Origin of the sequence: Erythrobacter sp., from assembly GCF_023653175.1 — a bacterium.
Taxonomy (GTDB): domain Bacteria; phylum Pseudomonadota; class Alphaproteobacteria; order Sphingomonadales; family Sphingomonadaceae; genus Erythrobacter.
Window position 1 is genome coordinate 1 of record NZ_JAMNXL010000018.1, and the last position, 20,248, is coordinate 20,248.

General features: G+C 66.5%; 21 protein-coding genes. 9 read left to right on the forward strand and 12 right to left on the reverse strand.

The features are described from left to right. From NBV68_RS03885 to aspS, 3 genes are all read right to left on the reverse strand, one after another. Positions 1-981, reverse strand: a 981-nt coding sequence (locus NBV68_RS03885) for a diguanylate cyclase (RefSeq protein WP_296307399.1), incomplete at its 3' end; no start/stop codon positions are given. Beyond that, on the reverse strand, positions 978-1,451 hold the full coding sequence (locus NBV68_RS03890) for a YfiR family protein (RefSeq protein ID WP_296307402.1): 474 nt from the start codon (positions 1,449-1,451) through the stop codon (positions 978-980). The genes NBV68_RS03890 and NBV68_RS03885, both read right to left, overlap by 4 nt. Positions 1,452-1,591: 140 nt before the next feature. Then, positions 1,592-3,388: an aspartate--tRNA ligase gene (gene aspS, locus NBV68_RS03895; protein ID WP_296307404.1), complete on the reverse strand. Its 1,797-nt coding sequence runs from the start codon at positions 3,386-3,388 to the stop codon at positions 1,592-1,594. 187 nt (positions 3,389-3,575) lie between these two features. Between aspS and rnd the strand changes: the two genes are divergently transcribed. Both rnd and NBV68_RS03905 read left to right on the forward strand, forming a co-directional pair. Beyond that, on the forward strand, positions 3,576-4,802 hold the full coding sequence (rnd, locus tag NBV68_RS03900; protein ID WP_296307406.1) for a ribonuclease D: 1,227 nt from the start codon (positions 3,576-3,578) through the stop codon (positions 4,800-4,802). A 10-nt stretch (positions 4,803-4,812) separates the two neighbouring features. Further along, complete coding sequence (locus NBV68_RS03905) at positions 4,813-5,709, forward strand: hydrogen peroxide-inducible genes activator (protein ID WP_296307408.1); 897 nt, start codon at positions 4,813-4,815, stop codon at positions 5,707-5,709. 11 nt (positions 5,710-5,720) lie between these two features. Here NBV68_RS03905 and NBV68_RS03910 read toward each other — a convergent pair whose 3' ends face one another. Together NBV68_RS03910 and pgsA are read right to left on the reverse strand one after the other, a co-directional pair. Beyond that, positions 5,721-6,053: a hypothetical protein gene (locus NBV68_RS03910; protein ID WP_296307410.1), complete on the reverse strand. Its 333-nt coding sequence runs from the start codon at positions 6,051-6,053 to the stop codon at positions 5,721-5,723. Positions 6,054-6,135: 82 nt separating this feature from the next. Next, positions 6,136-6,744: a CDP-diacylglycerol--glycerol-3-phosphate 3-phosphatidyltransferase gene (gene pgsA, locus NBV68_RS03915; RefSeq protein ID WP_296307411.1), complete on the reverse strand. Its 609-nt coding sequence runs from the start codon at positions 6,742-6,744 to the stop codon at positions 6,136-6,138. Between the two features lie 167 nt (positions 6,745-6,911). Here pgsA and NBV68_RS03920 point away from each other — a divergent pair, with 167 nt between their 5' ends. Next, positions 6,912-8,228, forward strand: a complete 1,317-nt coding sequence (locus tag NBV68_RS03920) for an MFS transporter (RefSeq protein WP_296307414.1) — start codon at positions 6,912-6,914, stop codon at positions 8,226-8,228. Here the strand turns inward: NBV68_RS03920 and NBV68_RS03925 are convergent. Further along, complete coding sequence (locus tag NBV68_RS03925) at positions 8,225-8,416, reverse strand: hypothetical protein (RefSeq protein WP_296307416.1); 192 nt, start codon at positions 8,414-8,416, stop codon at positions 8,225-8,227. The two genes, NBV68_RS03920 and NBV68_RS03925, sit on opposite strands and share 4 nt — an antisense overlap. 159 nt (positions 8,417-8,575) lie before the next feature. Between NBV68_RS03925 and NBV68_RS03930 the strand changes: the two genes are divergently transcribed. Beyond that, the gene (locus NBV68_RS03930) at positions 8,576-10,255 is read left to right on the forward strand and encodes a thiamine pyrophosphate-binding protein (protein ID WP_296307419.1); all 1,680 of its coding nucleotides are present in this window, start codon (positions 8,576-8,578) and stop codon (positions 10,253-10,255) included. A gap of 65 nt (positions 10,256-10,320) precedes the next feature. Here NBV68_RS03930 and NBV68_RS03935 read toward each other — a convergent pair whose 3' ends face one another. Further along, entirely contained in the window at positions 10,321-10,488 is a 168-nt protein-coding gene (locus tag NBV68_RS03935; RefSeq protein ID WP_296307420.1) for a CsbD family protein, read from the reverse strand. Between the two features lie 119 nt (positions 10,489-10,607). Continuing rightward, complete coding sequence (locus tag NBV68_RS03940) at positions 10,608-11,015, reverse strand: EVE domain-containing protein (protein WP_296307421.1); 408 nt, start codon at positions 11,013-11,015, stop codon at positions 10,608-10,610. 169 nt (positions 11,016-11,184) lie between these two features. Here NBV68_RS03940 and NBV68_RS03945 point away from each other — a divergent pair, with 169 nt between their 5' ends. The 5 genes from NBV68_RS03945 to NBV68_RS03965 all read left to right on the forward strand — a co-directional run bounded on the left by NBV68_RS03945 (position 11,185) and on the right by NBV68_RS03965 (position 16,470). Further along, positions 11,185-12,846 carry an EAL domain-containing protein gene (locus NBV68_RS03945; protein WP_296307422.1) on the forward strand — a complete coding sequence of 554 codons (1,662 nt, stop codon included), beginning with the start codon at positions 11,185-11,187 and terminating at the stop codon, positions 12,844-12,846. 78 nt (positions 12,847-12,924) lie between these two features. Next, positions 12,925-13,728 (forward strand): diaminopimelate epimerase, encoded by an 804-nt coding sequence (dapF, locus tag NBV68_RS03950; protein WP_296307451.1) that lies wholly within the window; start codon positions 12,925-12,927, stop codon positions 13,726-13,728. Beyond that, a complete protein-coding gene (locus NBV68_RS03955) occupies positions 13,725-14,900 on the forward strand; it encodes a MiaB/RimO family radical SAM methylthiotransferase (protein WP_296307423.1) in 1,176 nt (391 codons plus the stop codon). Before dapF ends, NBV68_RS03955 begins: the two co-directional genes overlap by 4 nt. Continuing rightward, positions 14,897-15,823, forward strand: coding sequence for a signal recognition particle-docking protein FtsY (gene ftsY / locus NBV68_RS03960; RefSeq protein WP_296307424.1), 927 nt, complete (start codon positions 14,897-14,899; stop codon positions 15,821-15,823). Before NBV68_RS03955 ends, ftsY begins: the two co-directional genes overlap by 4 nt. Next, positions 15,823-16,470 (forward strand): inner membrane-spanning protein YciB, encoded by a 648-nt coding sequence (locus NBV68_RS03965; protein ID WP_296307426.1) that lies wholly within the window; start codon positions 15,823-15,825, stop codon positions 16,468-16,470. The genes ftsY and NBV68_RS03965 overlap by 1 nt, the downstream gene beginning before the upstream one ends. A gap of 43 nt (positions 16,471-16,513) precedes the next feature. Here the strand turns inward: NBV68_RS03965 and NBV68_RS03970 are convergent, their stop codons facing one another. The 4 genes from NBV68_RS03970 to NBV68_RS03985 all read right to left on the reverse strand — a co-directional run bounded on the left by NBV68_RS03970 (position 16,514) and on the right by NBV68_RS03985 (position 20,242). Further along, positions 16,514-18,478 (reverse strand): potassium transporter Kup, encoded by a 1,965-nt coding sequence (locus NBV68_RS03970; RefSeq protein WP_296307428.1) that lies wholly within the window; start codon positions 18,476-18,478, stop codon positions 16,514-16,516. Between the two features lie 158 nt (positions 18,479-18,636). Then, positions 18,637-19,293, reverse strand: coding sequence for a tetratricopeptide repeat protein (locus tag NBV68_RS03975; RefSeq protein WP_296307429.1), 657 nt, complete (start codon positions 19,291-19,293; stop codon positions 18,637-18,639). After that, entirely contained in the window at positions 19,290-19,721 is a 432-nt protein-coding gene (locus NBV68_RS03980) for a cytochrome c-type biogenesis protein (RefSeq protein WP_296307431.1), read from the reverse strand. The genes NBV68_RS03975 and NBV68_RS03980 overlap by 4 nt, the downstream gene beginning before the upstream one ends. Further along, a complete protein-coding gene (locus NBV68_RS03985; protein WP_296307432.1) occupies positions 19,718-20,242 on the reverse strand; it encodes a DsbE family thiol:disulfide interchange protein in 525 nt (174 codons plus the stop codon). Before NBV68_RS03985 ends, NBV68_RS03980 begins: the two co-directional genes overlap by 4 nt. Between the last annotated feature and the right edge of the window lie 6 nt (positions 20,243-20,248).

Sequence of the window (20,248 nt, forward strand, 5' to 3'; positions counted from 1 at the left end):
CCCAAGGCGGAACACGCGGTCCGGATCGGCGACCGCACGGCGCAGCCGTTCGGCAACGCAGGCGATGATCTTGTCGCCCGCGTCATGGCCATGGGTGTCGTTGACCTGCTTGAACCCGTTGCAGTCGCAATAGAGCAGTACGACCTGTCCCCTCATGAGGCGCGCCTCGGCAATCGCCGCCTCGAGATCGCGCTCGAGCCACGCGCGGTTTCCGAGCCCGGTCAGTGGATCACGGTCGGCCCGCCGCGAAAGTTCAGCATTTTCGGTGGAGATGCTTTCATGCCACTTCTCAAGCTCGTCGAGCAGCATGTTGAAATCGGCGGTGATCTGGTCGAGCTCAGCGATCCCCGCTGGGGCCAGCCGCAGCGAGGGGCGGCGCTGGATAATCACCTCGTGCGCGATCTCGGCGACCCGGTCGAGCGGCGCGGCGATCGCTTCCTCAAGCCGGCGGGCAAGAATCCGGGTCGCCAGCACGGTGATGCCGAGGCTGCTGACAGCGATGATCAGTGATGCCAGCGTGTAACTGAAGATCGCGCTGATCGTGCCGGTGACGCGTACCTCGCCGACTGTCTCATTCTGGAAGTCGATCCTGCGACTGACGGGGCCAAGCCCCAGCCAGCGGGAGACGAACGGACCGAGATCGACGCTGCTCGAACCTGCGCGGCGCCAGACTACGAAAGGCTGGCCTGCGGCGTTATAGACCTCGATGCTGGCAAGGTTGTCGTTGGCAGCGAGCCTGAACACGACGCGCTCGGCGGCCTCGCGATCACCGAACACCAGAGGCGGTTCGACAGCGTAGGACAGGGTCTCGGCCGCTAGCGCGACGTTCTGCCCGGCATAGCCGCGCAGCGCGAAGAGCCCGCTTGCCATCAGCGACAACGAGGCAAGCAGAACCGCGAGCAGCACCAGCCGCAGGTGGCCGCGCGCCAGAACGCCGCGCAGGGTCGGCGGACGCTCCCCATTGCCCGCCTGCCCGATCATGCGACGCCTCCATCCGCAAGGCTCAGAACCCTTGGATCGACCCGCACCTGCGATCGCGACACGGCATCGATGTTGAGCCGGAATGACAGCGACTGCGCCTCGAACAGCAGGCAGAACATCGCGCGGCTGCGGCAGGCGGGATCGTTTTCGGCGATAGTCAGGACCGCTTCGCCCCGCATCCGTGCCGTGACGATCCGCGCCTCATCAATGCCGAGACGGCCGAGATAAACGATCTGGCACTCGCTTGGCTGTACGTTCGCGACATCGCGGCGCACCACGTCGACACCCACGGCCGCGACCTGCTCGCCCTCCATGAGATCCTCGGCATGGTCTGCCGGCCCCACGACGCAGGCACGCAGACGGCGCGGATTATTGGGCCAGCGGCTGTATTGCACGATCCCCCGGACCATCCGGGCAACCACCGCGCGGTAGGGATCGGGCTCGTTTCCGAGTGGCAGGCCGGCGGGCATGGGCTGCGATGTGGCAGCCAGAGCCAAAGGCACCCATCCCGACCAGAAACTCTGCAAAACGCTCAGATTGCCCCCGACTGGCGCGTGCGTCGCAGTTGCCCCGCGTTAACTGCCTTCTCAATCGCCTGTGAGGAGAAGCGTTAGCTGGTCTGACTAACTTTGCCAACCGGTTCAACAACCCGAAGGTGCAATTCGCGCAAGCTGCGCAGCTCGGCCGGGCTCGGCGCGCCCATCAGCAGATCCTCGGCGCGCTGGTTCATCGGGAAGAGCGAGATCTCGCGCAGGTTCTTCGCGCCGCACAGCAGCATGATGATCCGGTCGACGCCTGCCGCCATCCCCCCGTGCGGCGGCGCGCCGTACTGGAAGGCGCGGTACATGCCGCCGAAGCGCTCTTCCACGTCCGCCTTGGTCAGGCCGGTGACCTCGAAGGCCTTCACCATCGTTTCAGGCTTGTGGTTGCGGATCGATCCGCTCGCGATTTCAAAGCCGTTGCAGACGAGATCGTACTGGAACGCCTTGATCGTCAGCGGATCCTGACCTTCGAGCGCCTCGATCCCGCCCTGCGGCATCGAGAAGGGGTTGTGGCTGAAGTCGACCTTCTTCTCGTCCTCGTTCCACTCGTAGAACGGGAAATCGACGATCCAGCACAGCGCGAAGCGGCTTTCGTCGATCAGGCCGAGTTCCACGCCGACGCGGATGCGCGCCGCGCCTGCCAGCTTGGCGGCATCGGCTTCCTTGCCCGCAGCGAAAAACAACCCGTCATTCTCGCCAAGGCCGAGTTCGGCATAGAGTTCGGCCATGCGCTCGGGGCCATGGTTCTTGGCGATCGGCCCGCCGAACTCGCCGCCCTTGCGGGTGACATAGCCGAGGCCCGCATAGCCTTCCTTGCGCGCCCAGTCGTTCATGTCGTCGAAGAACTTGCGGCTCTTCTCGTGGGTTGCGGGCGCAGGAATGACGCGCACCACACCGCCGCCGCCGACGATTTTTTCGAAGAGGCCGAAGCCCGACTGCGTGAAGTGCGCGGACACGTCGCTGATGATCAGCGGGTTGCGCAGATCGGGCTTGTCCGAGCCATACTTGAGCATCGCCTCGTCATAGGGGATGCGCGGGAACTCCCCCGCCGGGGTCACCGCCTTGTCGCCCGCGAAGGCGGCGAAGGTGCCCTGAATCACCGGCTCCATCGTCTCCCAGACTTCTTCCTGAGTAACAAAACTCATTTCGAGGTCGAGCTGGTAGAACTCGCCCGGCAGTCGGTCGGCGCGCGGGTCTTCGTCGCGGAAGCAGGGGGCGATCTGGAAATAGCGGTCGAAGCCCGCCACCATCAGCAGCTGCTTGTACTGCTGCGGCGCCTGCGGGAGCGCGTAGAATTTCCCCGCGTGGATGCGGCTCGGCACGAGGAAGTCGCGCGCGCCCTCGGGCGAAGAAGCCGTGAGAATGGGCGTCGAGAACTCGTTGAAACCGGCTGCGTTCATGCGGGCGCGCATGTCGGCGATCACCGCCACGCGGGTCATGATGTTCCTGTGCAGCGTCTCGCGCCGCAGATCGAGGAAGCGGTACTTCAGCCGGATGTCCTCGGGGTAAGGCTGCTCGTCGGCGACCGGCATCGGCAGCTCTTCGGCCGCGCTCTGCACCGTTATGCCGCGCGCGAACACCTCGATCGCGCCGGTCGCTAGGCCCGCATTGACCGTCTCGGCGATGCGCGCCTTGACCGTGCCCTCGATGGTGACGACGCTTTCGACGCGCAGACCCTCGAGCACCGACAGCGCCGGGCTGTCGCTGTCGGCGACGATCTGGGTGATGCCGTAGTGATCGCGCAGGTCGATGAACAGCACGCCCCCGTGATCGCGCTTGCGATGGATCCAGCCCGACAGGCGGACGGTCTCGCCCACGTGGTCCGAAGAAAGCTGTGCGCAAGTATGCGTGCGGTAGGGGTGCATCTAAACTCTTGTCCTGTTCGCGGCTATGACGCTAGGGCGCGCGGGCGCGTTCGGAGCCTTGCTCCGCCGTCGGCGCGCTAACAGGGCAAGCCCGCCGCTTTGTCAAGCCACGCTTGGCAAAGGTGCAGGCGCAAACTGGGTTCGAACCCGAGGGCGGCACTCCGCCCGTGATACGCGAAAAGACAACATGAAAATCCATCCGCTGATTACCACCACCGAGGCCCTCTCCGACCTCTGCGACCGTCTTGCGAAGTCCGATTTCGTCGCGGTCGACACCGAATTCATGCGCGAGAACACCTATTGGCCCGAACTGTGCCTGGTGCAGATCGCCAATACCGAAGAAGCCGCCGCGATCGACCCGATGGCCGAAGGCATCGACCTCACGCCGCTGCTCGACCTGATGTGCGAGAACGAGGACGTGCTCAAGGTCTTCCACGCCGGCGGGCAGGATGTCGAAATCATCGTCAACCTCACCGGCAAGACCCCGCACCCCATCTTCGACACTCAGATCGCGATGATGGCGATCAGCCAGTCCGAACAGATCGGCTATGCCAACCTGGTCGAAACCTGGGTCGGCGTCACCATCGACAAGGGCGCGCGCTTCACCGATTGGAGCCGCCGCCCGCTGACCGACCGGCAGATCGAATATGCGATCGGCGATGTCACCTATCTGGCAGGCATCTTCCCCAAGATCCTCAAGAAGCTGATCAAGACCGGGCGCGGGCTGTGGCTCGATGCCGAGATGGAGAAGCTCGCCGATCCCTCCAATTACCTCACCGATCCCGGCCTTGCCTGGAAGCGCATCCGCCAGCCGGGGCGCAATCCGCAGGTGCTCGGGCGGATGAAGGCGCTTGCCGCCTGGCGCGAGAGCGAGGCGCAGCACAAGAACATTCCGCGCGGGCGGATCATGCGCGACGAGACCCTCGCCGACATCGCCAGCCACCCGCCCAAGTCGCAAGGCGATCTTGCCAAGGTGCGCGGGCTCAGCCCCGCATGGAAGGACAATGACATCGGCAAGCGGCTGATGAAGGTGCTCGCCGATGCCGAGCCGCTGCCCAAGTCGGAAATGCCCGAGAAGATCAAGCAGGGCGCGCCGCTCGGCAAGGAAGGCGCGCTGGTTGCCGATCTGCTCAAGCTCCTGCTCAAGATCCGCGCCCGCGAGATCGACGTCGCCCCGCGCCTGCTCACCCGCGCCGACGAGATGGAGGCGCTCGCGGCAGGGGTGCGAAATCTGCCGGTACTGCAAGGCTGGCGCTACGAAGTGTTCGGCAAGGACGCGCTCGATCTGGTCGAGGGCAAGCTCGCCTTCGCGGTGGAGAAAGGCCGGCTCAAGATGACCCATATCGACGATGTGGTGGAGCCGGGGCCGGTGCCGACGCCAGCCCAGGAAGTCGATACGCTGGCAGCGGAATAGCGCGCGGGCCGTGAGCACCTACCTCCCCACCATCAAGCAGCTGCAATATCTCGTGGCGCTCCACGAGCACGGGCATTTCGGCAAGGCGGCCGATGCCAGCTTTGTGTCGCAGTCGACGCTGTCGGCGGGGATTCGCGAGCTTGAGTCCCTGCTCGGTGTGACGCTGGTCGAACGCTCGCGCAGGGTGGTGCGCTTCACGGCGCTCGGCGAACAGGTGGTGGCCAAGGCCAACCGGCTGCTGCGCGAGGCCGAAGAGCTGGCCGATCTGGTCCACGCCTCGGGCAAGCCGCTGTCGGGCGAACTCAGGATGAGCGTCATCCCGACGATCGCGCCCTTTCTGCTGCCGCGCATGCTGCCCCGACTGAAGCGCGAGCGGCCCGACCTCAAGCTCATGCTGCGCGAGGAGACGAGCCATGATGCGCTCGAATCCCTCAACCACGGGCGGGTCGATTGCGTGCTGCTGGCGCTGCCCTTCGACACGGGCGACGCGGCGATCGCGCATATCGCCGATGACCGGCTGTTCATCGCCTTCCCCAAGGACGATCCGCGCGATCCCCCGGCGAGCATCAAGCCCGACATGATCGATCAGGGGCGGCTGCTGCTGCTGGAGGACGGCCACTGCCTGCGCGACCATGCGCTGGCCGCCTGCAACCGCGCCGAACTGCGCGCCAGTGCGGCGATGATCGGCACGAGCCTGCATACGCTGGTGCAGTTGGTCGACAATGACCTCGGCCTCACCATGCTCCCCGAAATGGCGCTGACCGCGGGCATCCTTGCCGGTACGCAGGTGGTTGCCCGCCCTGTCGACAGCCCGACGGCCAAGCGCGAGATCGTGCTGGCGTGGCGCAAGAACTCGCCGCGCGAGGCGGATTTCCTGCTGCTGGCGGAAGAACTGCGAGCGGGTTGAGTGCTCGCGGCTCAGCACTCCACCAGCGTGAGGCTCAGGGCGAGAGTCGCGGCCAGCGCGATGCGCATCCGGCGCGAGGGCGGTGCCAGGGCCGGGCGGGCTGCGGGTCTGGCCGCGCCTCGCACATCATAGGCAGCAAGCATCGCCAGCTCGCCAAGCTCGCGCCGTTCCATGTCGTCGACCAGGCCGTGGACATCCTCGGCGAGCAGCTCGGCATCGCCGATCAGCGCCGAGGCGCGGGTGAACTCGCCGCGCGCAAGCGCCTCGCGCGCCTCGCCCTGCAGGCGCCGCGCGTGATCTGCCAACTGTCCGGCAAAGACGCCGTCGCCGCGTGCCGACTCCAATCCCATAGGATATAGTGTAACCACAGCCGCCCCGCGCATCCAGTGCGTTTCGCGCAAGCATGAGGCGCGCGCGCTTCGCGTCTCAATCCATGTGTTTGAGGCCGACGCGCAGGTAATCCCAGCCGGTGATGCAGGTCAGCACCGCGGCGGTCCACAGCGAGACCAGCCCGACAAGGTGCACCCAGCTCTGCGCGATCGTCGAGCATGCCTCGCCCACCGACTGGCACGGCTGCCCATGCACCGCCCCGCCGAGAATCAACGCGCCGAGCGATACGAGCTGGAATGTCGTCTTCCACTTGGCGAGTTTGGAGACCGGCACCGAGACCTGGATCCCGCCGAGAAATTCGCGCAGCCCCGATACCGCGATCTCGCGCACGAGGATCACGAGGCCGGCAATCACGTGGATGTCGCCCGCATAGGGCCCGCGCAGATAGCCTTGCGCGGTCAGCACCAGAATCACCGCCGCAACCATGATCTTGTCGGCGATCGGATCGAGAAAGATGCCCAGCTTGGAGACCGTCCCGTGCGCCCGGGCGAGGTAGCCGTCGAAGAAATCGGTGATCGCGATGATGCAATAGAGAACAAAGCCAATGAGATAGCCCGCGCGCCATTCGGGCCACCACAGGAAGAACGCCAGCAGCGGCACCGCGAAGATGCGGCTACAGGTGAGGATGTTCGGCAGGCTCGACATAGGTTTCCCCCGTCCCCTCTAGCGGCTTGCAGGCCCGCACAAAACCCTTTCGCGGATAAAGACAGCGAAAGCCTCGCGCCCCGCCCCTACGTCATGCGCACTTGTGAAACCGCGCCCCCGCGCTATGTCGCTGGTAACTGACAAGGAAGCCCCAGCGTAACACCGGCATGACCACATCGCTCCAACTCATGGGCAAGCGCCGCTTTGCGCCGCTGTTTGTCACCCAGCTGCTCAACGCGCTCAACGACAATCTCTACAAGAACGCGATGGTGCTGTTCATCGTCTACCAGCTCTATGATTCGCCCGAGATGGAGACGCTGGTGAGCGGGGTGGCGACGGCGCTGTTCGTGCTGCCCTTCGTGCTGTTCTCGGCGACCTCGGGCCAATTGGCCGACATGCGCGACAAGACTGGCATCATCCGCTGGATCAAGTTCGCCGAGATCATCATCATGGCAGGCGGCGCCGCCGGGCTGCTGCTTGCAGCGCAGGGCATGATGGTCGAGAGCGTGGCGATCCCGCTGATGTTTGCCGCGCTGTTCGCGATGGGCGTCCATTCGACCTTCTTCGGCCCGATCAAGTATGCGATCCTTCCTCAGCACCTTGAAGACCACGAGGTGCTGGCCGGCACCGGGCTCGTCGAGGCAGGTACTTACGTGGCGATCCTGACCGGCATGATCCTCGCCGCGGTGCTGTCGGTGGGTCAGAGCACGGTTGCGGTGATCGCCATTGCGCTGGTCGGCTATGCGGTGTGCCGCTTCGTTCCTGCCGCCCCGCCGCAGAGCAAGGACGTGAAGGTCGAATGGAACCCGATTCGCGCCTCGCGCTCGCTGGTCGCCTTCTCGATGCGCAATCTCGAGCTGCGCTATGCGGTGCTGGCAATCAGCTTCTTCTGGGCGATCGCGGCGATCCTCGGCGTGCAGTTCTTCCCGCTCGCCAAGAATGTCCTGCTCGCCGACAAGCAGGTGGCGATGGTCATGCTGGTCGCCTTTTCGGCCGGCATCGCCATCGGATCGGTGGCGATCAACGCGCTGCTCAAGGGCGAGATTTCCGCCCGCCATTCGCCGATCTCGGTGCTGGTCATGGGGATGCTGCTGATCGGCTTCTACCTGATCTGCCGGACCTGGGACCTGCAGCCTGCGGGCGAGCTGTTCACCGTCACCGAATTCCTCGCCCAGCCGCTCGCGCTGCTGCTGGTCGCGAACCTGTTGCTCATCGCGGTGGCAGGGGGCATGTTCGTGGTGCCGCTCTATGCCTTCCTGACGACACGCGTTGAAAAGTCCGAAGCCTCGCGCTCGGTGGCGGCGAACAACTTCATCTCATCGGTGTTCATGGCGGTGGGCGCGGGCGTCGCCGGCGTGCTCGGCTTCTTCGGCATCCCGCTGGCCGAGCAATTGCTGCTGAGCCTTGCGCTATGCCTGCTCTCGGCGCACCTGTCGCGCAAGCTCTACCGGGTGGAGACGCAGCGCATTCCCGCTGCCGCCTAGATGATGAAGGCGAGCACCGCGAGCGTCACCGCGACATAGGTGCTGGCCACGCCGCGCACGTCGTCCACCGTCAGCCGCCACAGGCTCTCGGCGGGAATCGGGATCAGATCGCGCTTGACGTGCGGCGGCAGGCTCATGCGGAACCAGTGGCGGGCGGTCTCATCGGTGAGGACCAGGCTGCGGCGCATCTTCGCGAGTCTCCGGGTGGCAGGAGAGTGTAGCTTTAAGACTTTCTTAACCTTTGGAAACGGTTTGCGGCGGGTGTGTCGCAGCGTGGGACAGGGCGTGTTTGCGCCTGAGCGCCTGCGCCGTTAGAGGCTCGTGGTGAGACGACGGGAGAGTTTTCGATGACCGATTCCACTCGCACGGCAGCCGCCCTGCTGGTCGATTGCCTTGCCGTGCAGGGCGCCACGCGGATCTTCACCGTGCCCGGAGAAAGTTTCCTCGCGGTCCTCGATGCCCTGCCCGACCGGCCGGAGATCGAGGTCGTCACCTGCCGTCAGGAAGGCGGAGTCGCATTCATGGCCTGCGCCGACGGGGCCATGACAGGCGCGCCCGGCGTCGCCTTCGTCACCCGCGGCCCGGGCGCGACCAATGCCTCGATCGGTGTGCATGTCGCGCATCAGGATTCGCAGCCGATGATCCTGTTCGTGGGCGATGTGGCGCGCGGCATGCAGGGGCGCGAAGGGTTTCAGGAGGTCGATTTCACCGCCTTCTTCTCCCCGATCTGCAAGTGGGCGGCGCGGATCGACGATCCGCTGCGCATCCCCGAATATATCGCCCGCGCCTATGCGACTGCGATCAGCGGCCGGCCCGGCCCGGTGGTGCTGGCTCTGCCCGAGGACATGCTGGTCGAAGCGGTGCCCGCGAGCCTCGCCCCGCGCCCGCAAGCGCTGCGCCCCGCGCAGGCCGTCTGCCCCGACGCGATGCGCGCCCTGTTCGACATGATCGCCGATGCGGCCAGCCCCATTGCGATCATCGGCGGTGCGGGATGGAACACCAAGGCACGGTATTACTTCGAGCAATTTGCGCAAAGCATCGGGCTTCCCGTGGCGACCGCCTTCCGCCGCCAGGACGCGATCGCCCCCGATTCGCCCGTCTATGCCGGAAACCTCGGCTACGGACCGAACCCGCAGCTGGTCGAGCGGGTCAGGAACGCCGATCTCGTCATCGCAGTGGGCGCAAGGCTCGGCGAGGCGACCACCGACGGCTACACGCTCCCCACCCTCGAACACCCCGGCCAGACGCTCGTCCACATCCACCCCGACCCCGAGGAACTGGGCCGCGTCTACCGCACCGATCTGGCGCTGTGCTGCGCCATGGACGAATTCGCCGAATGCGCCGCCCTGTGGGATCATAGCGACATCATCCCCTTCGATGCGGGCGCAGAGGCCCATGCCGAGTGGCTCGCCTGGGCAACCCCGCAGCCGTCCGACGCCGCGATCGATCTGGCCGGCTGCGTCGGTGCGATGCGCGAGATGCTCCCTGCCGACACGATCATCTGCAACGGCGCGGGCAATTTTGCCGGATGGTGGCACCGCTACTGGCGCTATGCCGCCTATCCGGGCCAGCTTGCCCCGACCTGCGGCGCGATGGGTTACGGCGTTCCGGCTGCGGTCGCCGCTGCCCTGCGCTTCCCCGATCGCACCGTCGTTGCCGTGGCAGGCGACGGGGACTTCCTGATGAACGGGCAGGAACTCGCCACGGCCGCGCAATATGGAGCCAATCTCATCGTAGTGGTCGTCGACAACGGGGCTTATGGCACGATCCGGATGCACCAGGAACGCGAATATCCCGGCCGGGTCTCGGCAACGGCGCTCGCCAATCCCGATTTCGCGATGCTCGGCGCAGCCTACGGGGCGTGGAGCGCGCGGGTGGAGACCACCGCGCAATTCATCACCGCGCTCGAGGAGGCCAAGGGCCGCAGCGGCATCCGCCTGATCCACGCGCTGACCGAACTGGAACGCATCGCGGCCAGCGGCGCGACCATCACCGGCCTGCGCGCGCGGGCGAATCGGACCGCCTGAAACGCGAAAGGGCCGCTACCCCATGTGCGGGGAGCGGCCCTTCGGCTGGTCAGACCGGCAACGGGTCAGGCGCGGTTGACGACGCCCTTGACTTCGCCCTTGAGCCGGTCGCCCTTGCCTTCGAGTTCCTGCTTGCGGCCCTCGTTGCGGGTCTCGGGGTCGCTCGAGCGCTGCTTGGCTTCGCCGATGGTTTCCTTGACGGCGCCCTTGGCCTTGTCGGTGAATTCACCCATGTTAACCTCCTGTGTTAAGCCAATGGAATTATTGGCCTTTCAGAAGACCGACGGGTGGGCAGCGGCATCGTTCCCGGCTTCAGGGCGAACGGTGGCCGCAGCGCGACGGGTACCCGAATTCAGGCCCCCGCCATCTCCCGGATCACGCCCCATTCCTCTGGGCTGACCGCACAGACCGACAGGCGCGAAAGACGAATCAGCTGCATCTCGGCAAGCCGCGGCTCGGCCTTGATCGCGGCGAGCGTGACGGGCTTGGGAAGCTTTTCCGTCGCCTTCAGCTTCACCGCTGCCCACTTGCCGGTTTCATCCGTGGGATCGCCGATGCCGGTGACGGTGATCTGGGCGATGCCGACGATCTCCAGCCCCTCGCGGCTGTGGTAGAAGAACGCCTCGTCGCCAACTTTCATCGCCATCAGGTTGTTGCGCGCCAGATAGTTGCGCACCCCGTCCCACGTCCCCTCGCCTTCCGCGACAAGATCATCCCAGCTATACTTGAAAGGTTCGGATTTCATCAGCCAGTAGGCCATTGCGCGCGCGTGCTCCCATGCGAGTGAAGCGCTCCGATAGACCGCCCGGCGCCCCCTCGCCAAGCCCTGCCGATTAACCCGATGTTTAGCGCAATCTGCCATGCAATGCGCTCAGAGACGGGGCAGAGCACGCCGCCCCACTGGCAGGGCGAGGCAAGGGGCGACGGTTTTGACGGAGCAAGAACCAGACAATCCGCTCGGCGCGGCAGAACGCGACATCATCGCGCTGGGGATTGCCACGGCGTCGATCATTCTGCTGGTGGGCACCGGGGGCTCGGTGATGCCGCAGGTGATGGACGCGCTGACCGGCGCGGGCGGCGCGCCCAACGTGATCCTCGTCAACGCCCTGCTGCTCAACATCGCGCTGATCATCTTCGGCTGGCGCCGCTACCGCGAACTCACCCGCGAGATCGAGGAACGCCGCCGCGCCGAGGCCCGCGCCCGGCTGCTGGCGGCCACCGATCCGCTCACCGGATGCCTCAACCGCCGCTCGATGTTCGAAGCAACCGAGGAACTGCGCGCGCGCGCCGCGATGCGCGGCGAGGCGGTCGCCTATTGCATGATCGATCTCGACAACTTCAAGCAGATCAATGACATGCACGGGCACTCCGCGGGCGATGCGGTACTGGTGATGCTGTGCGAGCGAATCCGCGCGCTGCTCCCACGCGAGGCGCGGATGGCACGGCTGGGGGGCGATGAATTCGCTTTCGTCATGCCCTTCCCGGCCGGCCACGCCGACCGGGTCGACGATCTCGTCATCCGCCTCTTCGAAAGCCTTGTCCAGCCCTTCCGCATGCCCGAGCTGACGGTCGAACTAACCCTGTCGATCGGGCTCGCCGCCGATCACGACGCGGACGGCACGATCGGCCTAGTGGTCGATGCCGCCACGCTCATGCACCGCGCGGACATGGCGCTGTATCAGGCCAAGAAGCAGGGCCGGAACCGCTACTTCTGGTTCGAGGCCACCATGGAAAGCGAACTGCGCTTCCGCAACCAGCTCGAAACCGGCATCCGCCGCGGCCTGGCGCGCGGCGAATTCGTGCCCTTCTACGAACAGCAGGTCGATCTCGACAGCGGCGCGCTGGTCGGCTTCGAGATGCTTGCGCGCTGGCGCTCGCCGCAGCTCGGCCTCATCAGCCCCGACATCTTCGTGCCGATCGCCGAGGAGATCGGCCTCATCAACGAGCTGTCGGAACGCCTGATGGAACAGGCCTTCGCCGATGCGCGCGAGTGGGACGACACGCTTACCCTCTCGGTCAACATCTCCCCGGTGCAGCTGCGCGACCCGTGGTTCGCCCAGCGTATCCTCAAGAAGCTGGTCGCCGCGGGCTTCCCGCCGCAGCGCCTCGAGATCGAGATCACCGAAAGCTGTCTGCACGAAAATGTCGGCCTCGTCCGTTCGATGATTATGTCCCTGCGCAACCAGGGCGTGCAGATCGCGCTCGACGATTTCGGCACCGGCTATTCGAGCTTCGAACAGCTGCGCAACCTGCCCTTCGACCGCATCAAGATCGACCGCAGCTTCGTCAGCGAGCTGAAGGAGCCGGGCAACCACTCGCGGTTGGTCGAGGCGATCGTCTCACTGGGGCGCGGGCTCGATCTGCCGCTCACCGCCGAGGGCGTGGAGGACGAGGAGATCCTCCAGGCGCTGAAGTCGATGGGACGGCTCAAGGCGCAGGGATATTTCTACGGCCAGCCCGAGGATGCCGAGGGCGTGCGTGCGCGGCTGCGGTCGGCGGGCAGGCTCACCGGCGCGAGCACCGAGGGCGCACTCGCCCAGCGCGCGGCGGGCGAGGATGCGCAGACGCTCTACCGCATCGCGCGCCCCTAAGGCAGCCCTCCCACTGGACGCGCGCCCCTCGCGTGCATAGATGCACGCCCAGTGAGCACGATCATTCCCTTCATCAAGATGCACGGGCTCGGCAACGACTTCGTGGTGATCGACGCGCGCGCGGCGGCCATCCCGACGATGACGCCCGCGGTGGCGCGCGCACTGGGAGACCGGCGGACGGGGATCGGCTTCGACCAGCTGATCCTGCTCGAACCGAGCGAGACCCGGGATTTCCGCGTGCGGTTCTTCAATGCCGACGGCAGCGAGGCCGGTGCCTGCGGCAATGGCAGCCGCGCGGTGGCGCTGCTCCATGGCGCGCCCGCGACAGTCGAGACCGGCGGCGGGACGCTCCGCCTCGAACCACTGGAAGGCGGCGCGCGGGTCGACATGGGCGCGCCGCGCTTCGATTGGGACGCGATCCCGCTGGCCTATCCGATGGACACCTTCACCATGCCGGTCGGGTGGGAGAGCCTTGAAGGGCCCATGGCGGTCAATGTCGGCAACCCGCACGCCGTGTTCTTCGTCGATGATGCGGACGCGGTGGAGCTCGAGCGGCTCGGCCCGATCATCGAGCACGACCCACTGTTCCCGGAGCGCGTCAACGTCAATGTCGCCAGCCTTGCGGGACCGGATCACCTCCACTTGCGCGTCTGGGAGCGCGGCGCGGGCCTCACCCGCGCCTGCGGCACCGGCGCCTGCGCCACCGCGGTCGCGGCGATCCGCCGGGGGTTGGTGCAGAGCCCGGTGCGCGTCACCCTCCCCGGCGGCGACCTCGTGATCGCGTGGCAGCCGGGCGGCACCATCCTGATGAGCGGGCCAGCCGCGACAAGCTTTCGCGGGACATTCGACTGGGACGACTACGCGGCGGGGGCTGCGGGTTGACCGCCCCGCAGATCATCAGCCTCGGCTGCCGCATGAACATCGCGGAGAGCGAGGCCATGCGCGCGATGCTGGCGGGAGAGCGCGATCTCGTCGTCGTCAATTCCTGCGCCGTCACCGACGAAGCGCTGAGCCAAACCCGCAAGGCGATCCGCCGCGCGCGCCGCGACAACCCGCAGGCGCGGCTGGTGGTGACCGGCTGCGCGGCCGAGATTGACCGTGCGGCCATCGGCGCGATGGACGAAGTCGATGCGCTGGTCGCCAATGCTGCCAAGCTTGATCCGCGCAGCTGGAATGTGCCCGGCGATGCCCCGCCCCTCGCCCCGGCCCGCACCCGCGCTTTCGTGGCGGTGCAGAACGGCTGCGACCACACCTGCACCTTCTGCGTCATCCCGCAAGGGCGTGGGCCGAGCCGTTCGTTGACGGTGCCGCAGGTGCTCGGCGAGATCGAAGCCCATCTCGCGGCGGGCGCGCCAGAGGTGGTGCTGACCGGCGTCGACCTCACCTCGTGGGGTCATGACCTGCCGAATGCCCCGCGGCTCGGCGCGCTGGTCGAGGCGATCCTGGCGGCCTTCCCCGCCCTTCCCCGGCTGCGCCTTTCGTCGGTGGACGGGGTCGAGATCGACGAGGCTCTGTTCGACCTGCTGTCGGGCGAGGCGCGGGTGATGCCGCATCTCCACCTCAGCCTGCAGCACGGGGCCGACCTGATCCTCAAGCGCATGAAGCGGCGGCACCTCAGGGCCGATGCGCTGGCGCTGGTCAGCCGCCTCAAGGCCCAGCGCCCCGGCATCGCCATCGGCGCCGACCTGATCGCCGGCTTCCCGACCGAGGACGCGGGCCATCACGCGGAGAGCCTCGCGATCATCGACGAGCTCGACATCGTCCACGCCCATGTCTTCCCCTATTCGCCCCGCCCCGGCACCCCCGCCGCGCGCATGCCGCAGCTCGCCCGCGAGGTGGTGAAGGCCCGCGCTGCAGACCTGCGCGCCCGAGCTGCTGCGCACCGCGCGGCGTGGCTTGCCGGGCTTGTGGGCGAAACGCTCCCCGTCCTCGCCGAAAGGGGCGGCACCGGCTATGCCCCCAATTACGCCCCCGTCGCCCTGCCCCCCGGCACGGCGGCAGGCACGATCATCGACGTGACCCCAAGCGGCCTCAGGGAGGGCCTGCTCGCATGAGTGAAACCAGCTGGACCCAGCGATTGTTCGGGGGCTTTGCCAAGACCTCCGAGCGGCTCTCGGCCAATTTGCCCGGCAGCAGCGGCGGCACCGCGAAGCTTGATGACAAGACGCTTGACGAGGTCGAGGATGCGCTGATCCTGTCCGATCTCGGCCCCTCGGCGGCCGCCCGCATCCGCGCGCGGCTTTCGGACAAGCGCTTCGGGCTCGAGATCACCTCGCGCGAGCTGAAGGAGGCCGTGGCCGAGGAGATCGCCGCGATCCTGCGCCCTGTCGCCAAGTCGCTCGAAATCACCGCCTTCCCGCGCCCGCAGGTGATCCTCGTGATCGGGGTTAACGGCTCAGGCAAGACCACCACCATCGCCAAGCTTGCCCACCTCTTCCAGGAGGACGATTACGGCGTGCTGCTGGCGGCGGGCGACACCTTTCGCGCGGCCGCCATCGGCCAGCTGGCAACCTGGGCAGGGCGCATCGGGGTCGACCTCGTGCGCGGGCCCGAGGGCGGCGATCCGGCGGCGATCGTGTTCGATGCCGTCCGCCAAGCGACCGACACCGGGATCGACGCGCTGATCGTCGACACCGCCGGGCGCTTGCAGAACAAGAAGGAGCTGATGGAGGAACTGGCCAAGATCCGCCGCGTGCTCGGCCGCATCAACCCCGAATCGCCGCATGACGTCGTGCTGGTATTGGATGCCACCAACGGCCAGAACGCGTTGTCGCAGATCGATGTCTTCAAGGAGGTCGCGGGCGTCACCGGCCTGATCATGACCAAGCTTGACGGCACCGCGCGCGGCGGCGTGCTGGTTGCGGCGGCCGAGCAATATGGCCTCCCCATCCACGCCATCGGCGTCGGCGAGAAGATGGAGGACCTGCGCCCCTTCGACCCCGACCTCGTCGCGCGCGTTATTGCGGGGGTCGCGTGATGGCTGAGGGCGAAACCAAGAAGGCCGCCTCGAGCTGGCTCAACGTCGCGGTCGATTACGGCCCGCTGCTGGTGTTCCTCGGCGTCTACCGCTGGATGTCGCCTGCCGAGACCAGCGCGGCGGGCGAGATCATCGCGATCATCTACGGCACCGGCGCCTTCATGGCGGCCTCCGTCGTGGCGCTGCTGGTGTCGAAATGGCGGCTCGGCAAGGTTTCGCCGATGCTGTGGTTCTCGACCGCGCTGATCATGGGCTTCGGCAGCCTCACCATCTTCTTCGGCGACCCGACCTTCGTGCAGCTCAAGCCGACAATCATCTATGCAAGCTTCGGCGTGGTCCTGCTCGGCGGGTACTTCACCGGCCGCGCGCTGCTGCGCATCCTGCTGGAGGCCGCCTTCGAAGGGCTCAGCGATGAGGGCTGGCTCAAGCTGTCGCGCAACTGGGGCGTGTTCTTCCTGATGCTCGCCGTGCTCAACGAGGTCCTACGCGCCCAGATGGACTTCGAAGGCTGGCTGTGGGCCAAGATCTGGGTGTTCCTGCCGCTGACCTTCCTCTTCACCTTCAGCCAGATCCCGATGCTGCTGAAGCATGGCCTCAGTTTCGAGGATCAGGACGAGGTGCTGAAGGACGAGCCGCCGACGGGTTAGGGCGAGCGATCCCGGTTCAAGTCCGGGATAACGGCGGTGGGGGCTAGATCTCCACCTGGCTCCCCAGCTCGACCACGCGGTTGGTGGGCAGGCGGAAGAACGCCATCGCGCTTGCGGCATTGCGCAGCATCCACGCGAACAGCTTCTCGCGCCAGATCGCCATGCCGGGCTTGCTCGAAGGCAGCAGCGTCTGGCGCGACAGGAAGAAGCTCGTCTGCATCATGTCGAAGGCCCCGTCGCACAGGTCGAGCGTGCCCAGCAGCTTGGGCACGTCGGTCTCCTCGAGGAAGCCGCAATAGATCGTCACCCGGTAGAACCCGTTGCCAAGGCTCTTGCATTCGTAGCGCGCAGATTCCTCGACATAGGGCATGCCGCGCACCTGCACGGTGAGGATCAGCACGCGTTCGTGCAGCACCTTGTTGTGCTTGATGTTGTGGAGCAGCGCGGAGGGCACGCCCGAATTGGTCGAGGCCATGAACACAGCCGTGCCCGGCACGCGGGTCGAGGAATTGTGCGCGCTCTTGGCGAAGATCTCGATCGGCAGCGTACCCTCGGCCATGCTCGCGCGCATCAGTTCGCGGCCCTTCGACCAGGTGGTGAGCAGGGTGAAGATGACCCCGCCGATCATCAGCGGCACCCACCCGCCCTGCGGCACCTTGATGAGGTTCGCGCCGAAATAGGCTATGTCGACGATGAGGAAGGTGATCACCAGCGGCAGGCCCTTCCATAGCGGCCACTTCCACAGCGAGAACAGCACAGCGGCCAGCAAGAGCGTGTCGATGAACATCGCGCCGGTCACCGCGATGCCATAGGCCGCGGCAAGGTTGCTCGACGACTGGAAGAACAGGACGAGCAGGATCACCATCACCATCAGGCCCCAGTTGACCACCGGGATATAGATCTGCCCCGCGGCTGCGGCGCTGGTGTGGCGGATCTCCATGCGCGGGATGAAGCCCAGCTGGATCGCCTGCTGGGTGAGGCTGAACGCGCCCGAGATAACTGCCTGGCTGGCGATGATAGTGGCCAGCAGCGCAAGAATGATCACCGGCACGCGCACCATGTCGGGGATCATCAGGAAGAACGGGTCCTTGACCAGTGCCGCCGCCGCCTCGGGCGAAGTCTGCGACAGGATCAGCGCGCCCTGCCCCATGTAGTTGAGCATCAGCGCGGGGTAGACGAAGGTCAGCCACGAGATGCCGATAGGTTTGCGGCCGAAATGCCCCATGTCCGCATAGAGCGCCTCGGCCCCGGTGACCGCCAGCACCACGCTCCCAAGCGCGACGAAGGCGACAAAGCCGTCGGCGGCAAAGAACCTCAATGCGTTGACCGGATTGATCGTCGCAAGGATGATGGAAGGGTCGGCGGTCAGGTGCATCACGCCGAGCACCGCGAGCATGGCGAAATAGGTCAGCATGATCGGGCCGAACAGCTTGCCCACCCGATCGGTGCCGCGCGACTGGATCGCGAACAGACCGAACAGGATCGCGACCGCGGTCGGCACGATCCACGGCTTGAAGCCGGGGACGATATATTGCAGCCCCTCGGTGGCCGAGAGCACCGAGATCGCCGGAGTGATCATGCTGTCGCCGTAGAACAGCGCGGTGGCGAAGACGCCGAGCAGGATCAGCGGCGCGGTCCACCCGGCCTTGGACGAGGTGCGCTTGATCAGCGCCAGCAGCGCCAGGCTCCCGCCCTCGCCACCATTATCGGCGCGCATGATGGTGATGACATATTTGACCGTCACCACCATCATCATCGACCAGAACACCAGGCTCAGCACTCCGTGAATGTGATCGACATCGGGCGAGATGCCGGGCGCGCCGTTGTGCGAAGCGAAGGTCTCGCGGAAGGCGTAGAGCGGGCTGGTGCCAATGTCGCCGAACACGACTCCGATCGCGCCGATCGCCAGCGTCAGGGGGGAGCCGGTATGGCCGTGGCTATGGCCATGGTCTGGCCCGGATGCGGCACCGGAGGTGTCGTCGGTGGAGGTGACTGCGGTGCTGCTCATAAATAACGGATTTCCCGTATCCCCCCGGTACTGCCCAAGCGGCGCGTCAGACTCAGCGCCGATAAGGGGGCGCGCCTAGCACCGCGCATTCGCAGCCGCAATATAGCCCCGCGATTTGACACATGACGGTCTCGCGCGGCCAATCGCGCGAGAAGCGTCTATTGGCCCTGTAGCATCGGCGCGCGCGCGATCATATCGTCGAGCCGCGCGACGTCCGCCGCCAGTCCCTCGCGCCACGGCGCATCGGGGGGCGAGCGCTCAAGGAGGCCCTTCCAGACATTGCGCGCCGCGACGATCTCGCCGCTCTGGAGATAGGCATTGCCGAGGAAATAGGCCGCGCCGGGGTGGCGCGGGTTGATCGCATCGGCGCGGCCGAAGGCCTGCACCGCGGCAGGCGTCACGAAGCCGTCGGCATGGCCGACCAGCGCGAGGCCGAGCGCGAGCCACCCTTCGAGGTCATTGGGATTGTCCTTCAGCCCCTTCTGCAGCAGGCCGGCGGCATCGCCGAAGCGACCCTGGCGCGCAAAGGCATCGGAGGTGACGAGATAGTCGGGCGGGCGCGTCCGATCAAACAGCGCGGCGCGGCCCTCGACCATCTCCTCGCCCTGCTCGCCGAGCTGCTGCGCCTGCGCCTTGGGCGCGGAGGGCACGCCGGGCGAGCCCTGCCAGGCATAGCCCGCAAGCCCGAACACCAGCGCCGCGCCGAACAGCGTCAACCCGTGGCGGGGGAGCTTCATCACCAGCACCGCAAAGGCGAAGGCCGCCAGCGTCAGCGCAGCCACCGCGAGCCAAGCGCCGAACATCTCGCCGTTCATGCCTTTGCTCCGGCATCATCATCGCGCCGCTTGCCGAGCCGCCGCAGCAGCACGCCAGCCACGATCAGGATCACCAGCACCGGAATAGCGAAAAGCGGCCAGGTGGTGCTGCTCACCTCGGGCTCGTAGCTGACATAGTCGCCATAGCGCGCGATCAGCCAGCCGCGGATCGCTTCCGGGCTTTCACCGGCAAGGATGCGGGCACGCACCTGATGGCGCATGTCGCCCGCCATCGGCGCGTCGCTGTCGGCAATCGACTGCGACTGGCACTTGAGGCAGCGCAGCGTCTGCATCAGCGCGGCGGCCTCGGCCTCGAGCTTCTCGTCGGCGAGCTGGTTATAGGCGTAAGGCGCAGGCGGCATCGAATCCTGCGCGGCAAGCGGCACCGCCAAGACGGCGAGCACGAGCGCGAACAGCCAGCGGATCATTGCGCCTTCTCCAGTTCCGCGAGCAGCACGGGCACATCCTCGGGGCGGATATCGCCGATCTTCTGATAGCGGATGACGCCCTTGGCATCGATCACGAAGGTCTCGGGGACGCCCGACGAACCGATCGCGAGCTGCACCTCGGAGATCCGGTCGCTGCCGATACGGGTATAGGGGTTGCCGTAGCGGTTCAGGAAATTGGCGGCGTCGGCGGGCTTGTCGCGGATCGCGATGCCGATGATCTCGACGCCCTGCCGCTTCAGCGCTTCGAGCTGCGGGGCCTCGGCGATGCAGGGCGTGCACCAGCTGGCCCAGATGTTGAGGAGCTTCGGCCTGCCGGTGAAGTCGGCCTTGGATGCACCGGGCAGGCCGTCGACAGCCGGATCGAGCGCGAAGGCCGGCAGCGGCTGGCCGATCATCGTGCTCTCGACGAACTGGTCCTTCTCCTGCGTCAGCATATAGGCGGCCAGCCCCGCGAAGAAGGCGAACAGCGCGAGCGGGATCCACAAGGAGAGCTTGCGCATGGCGCG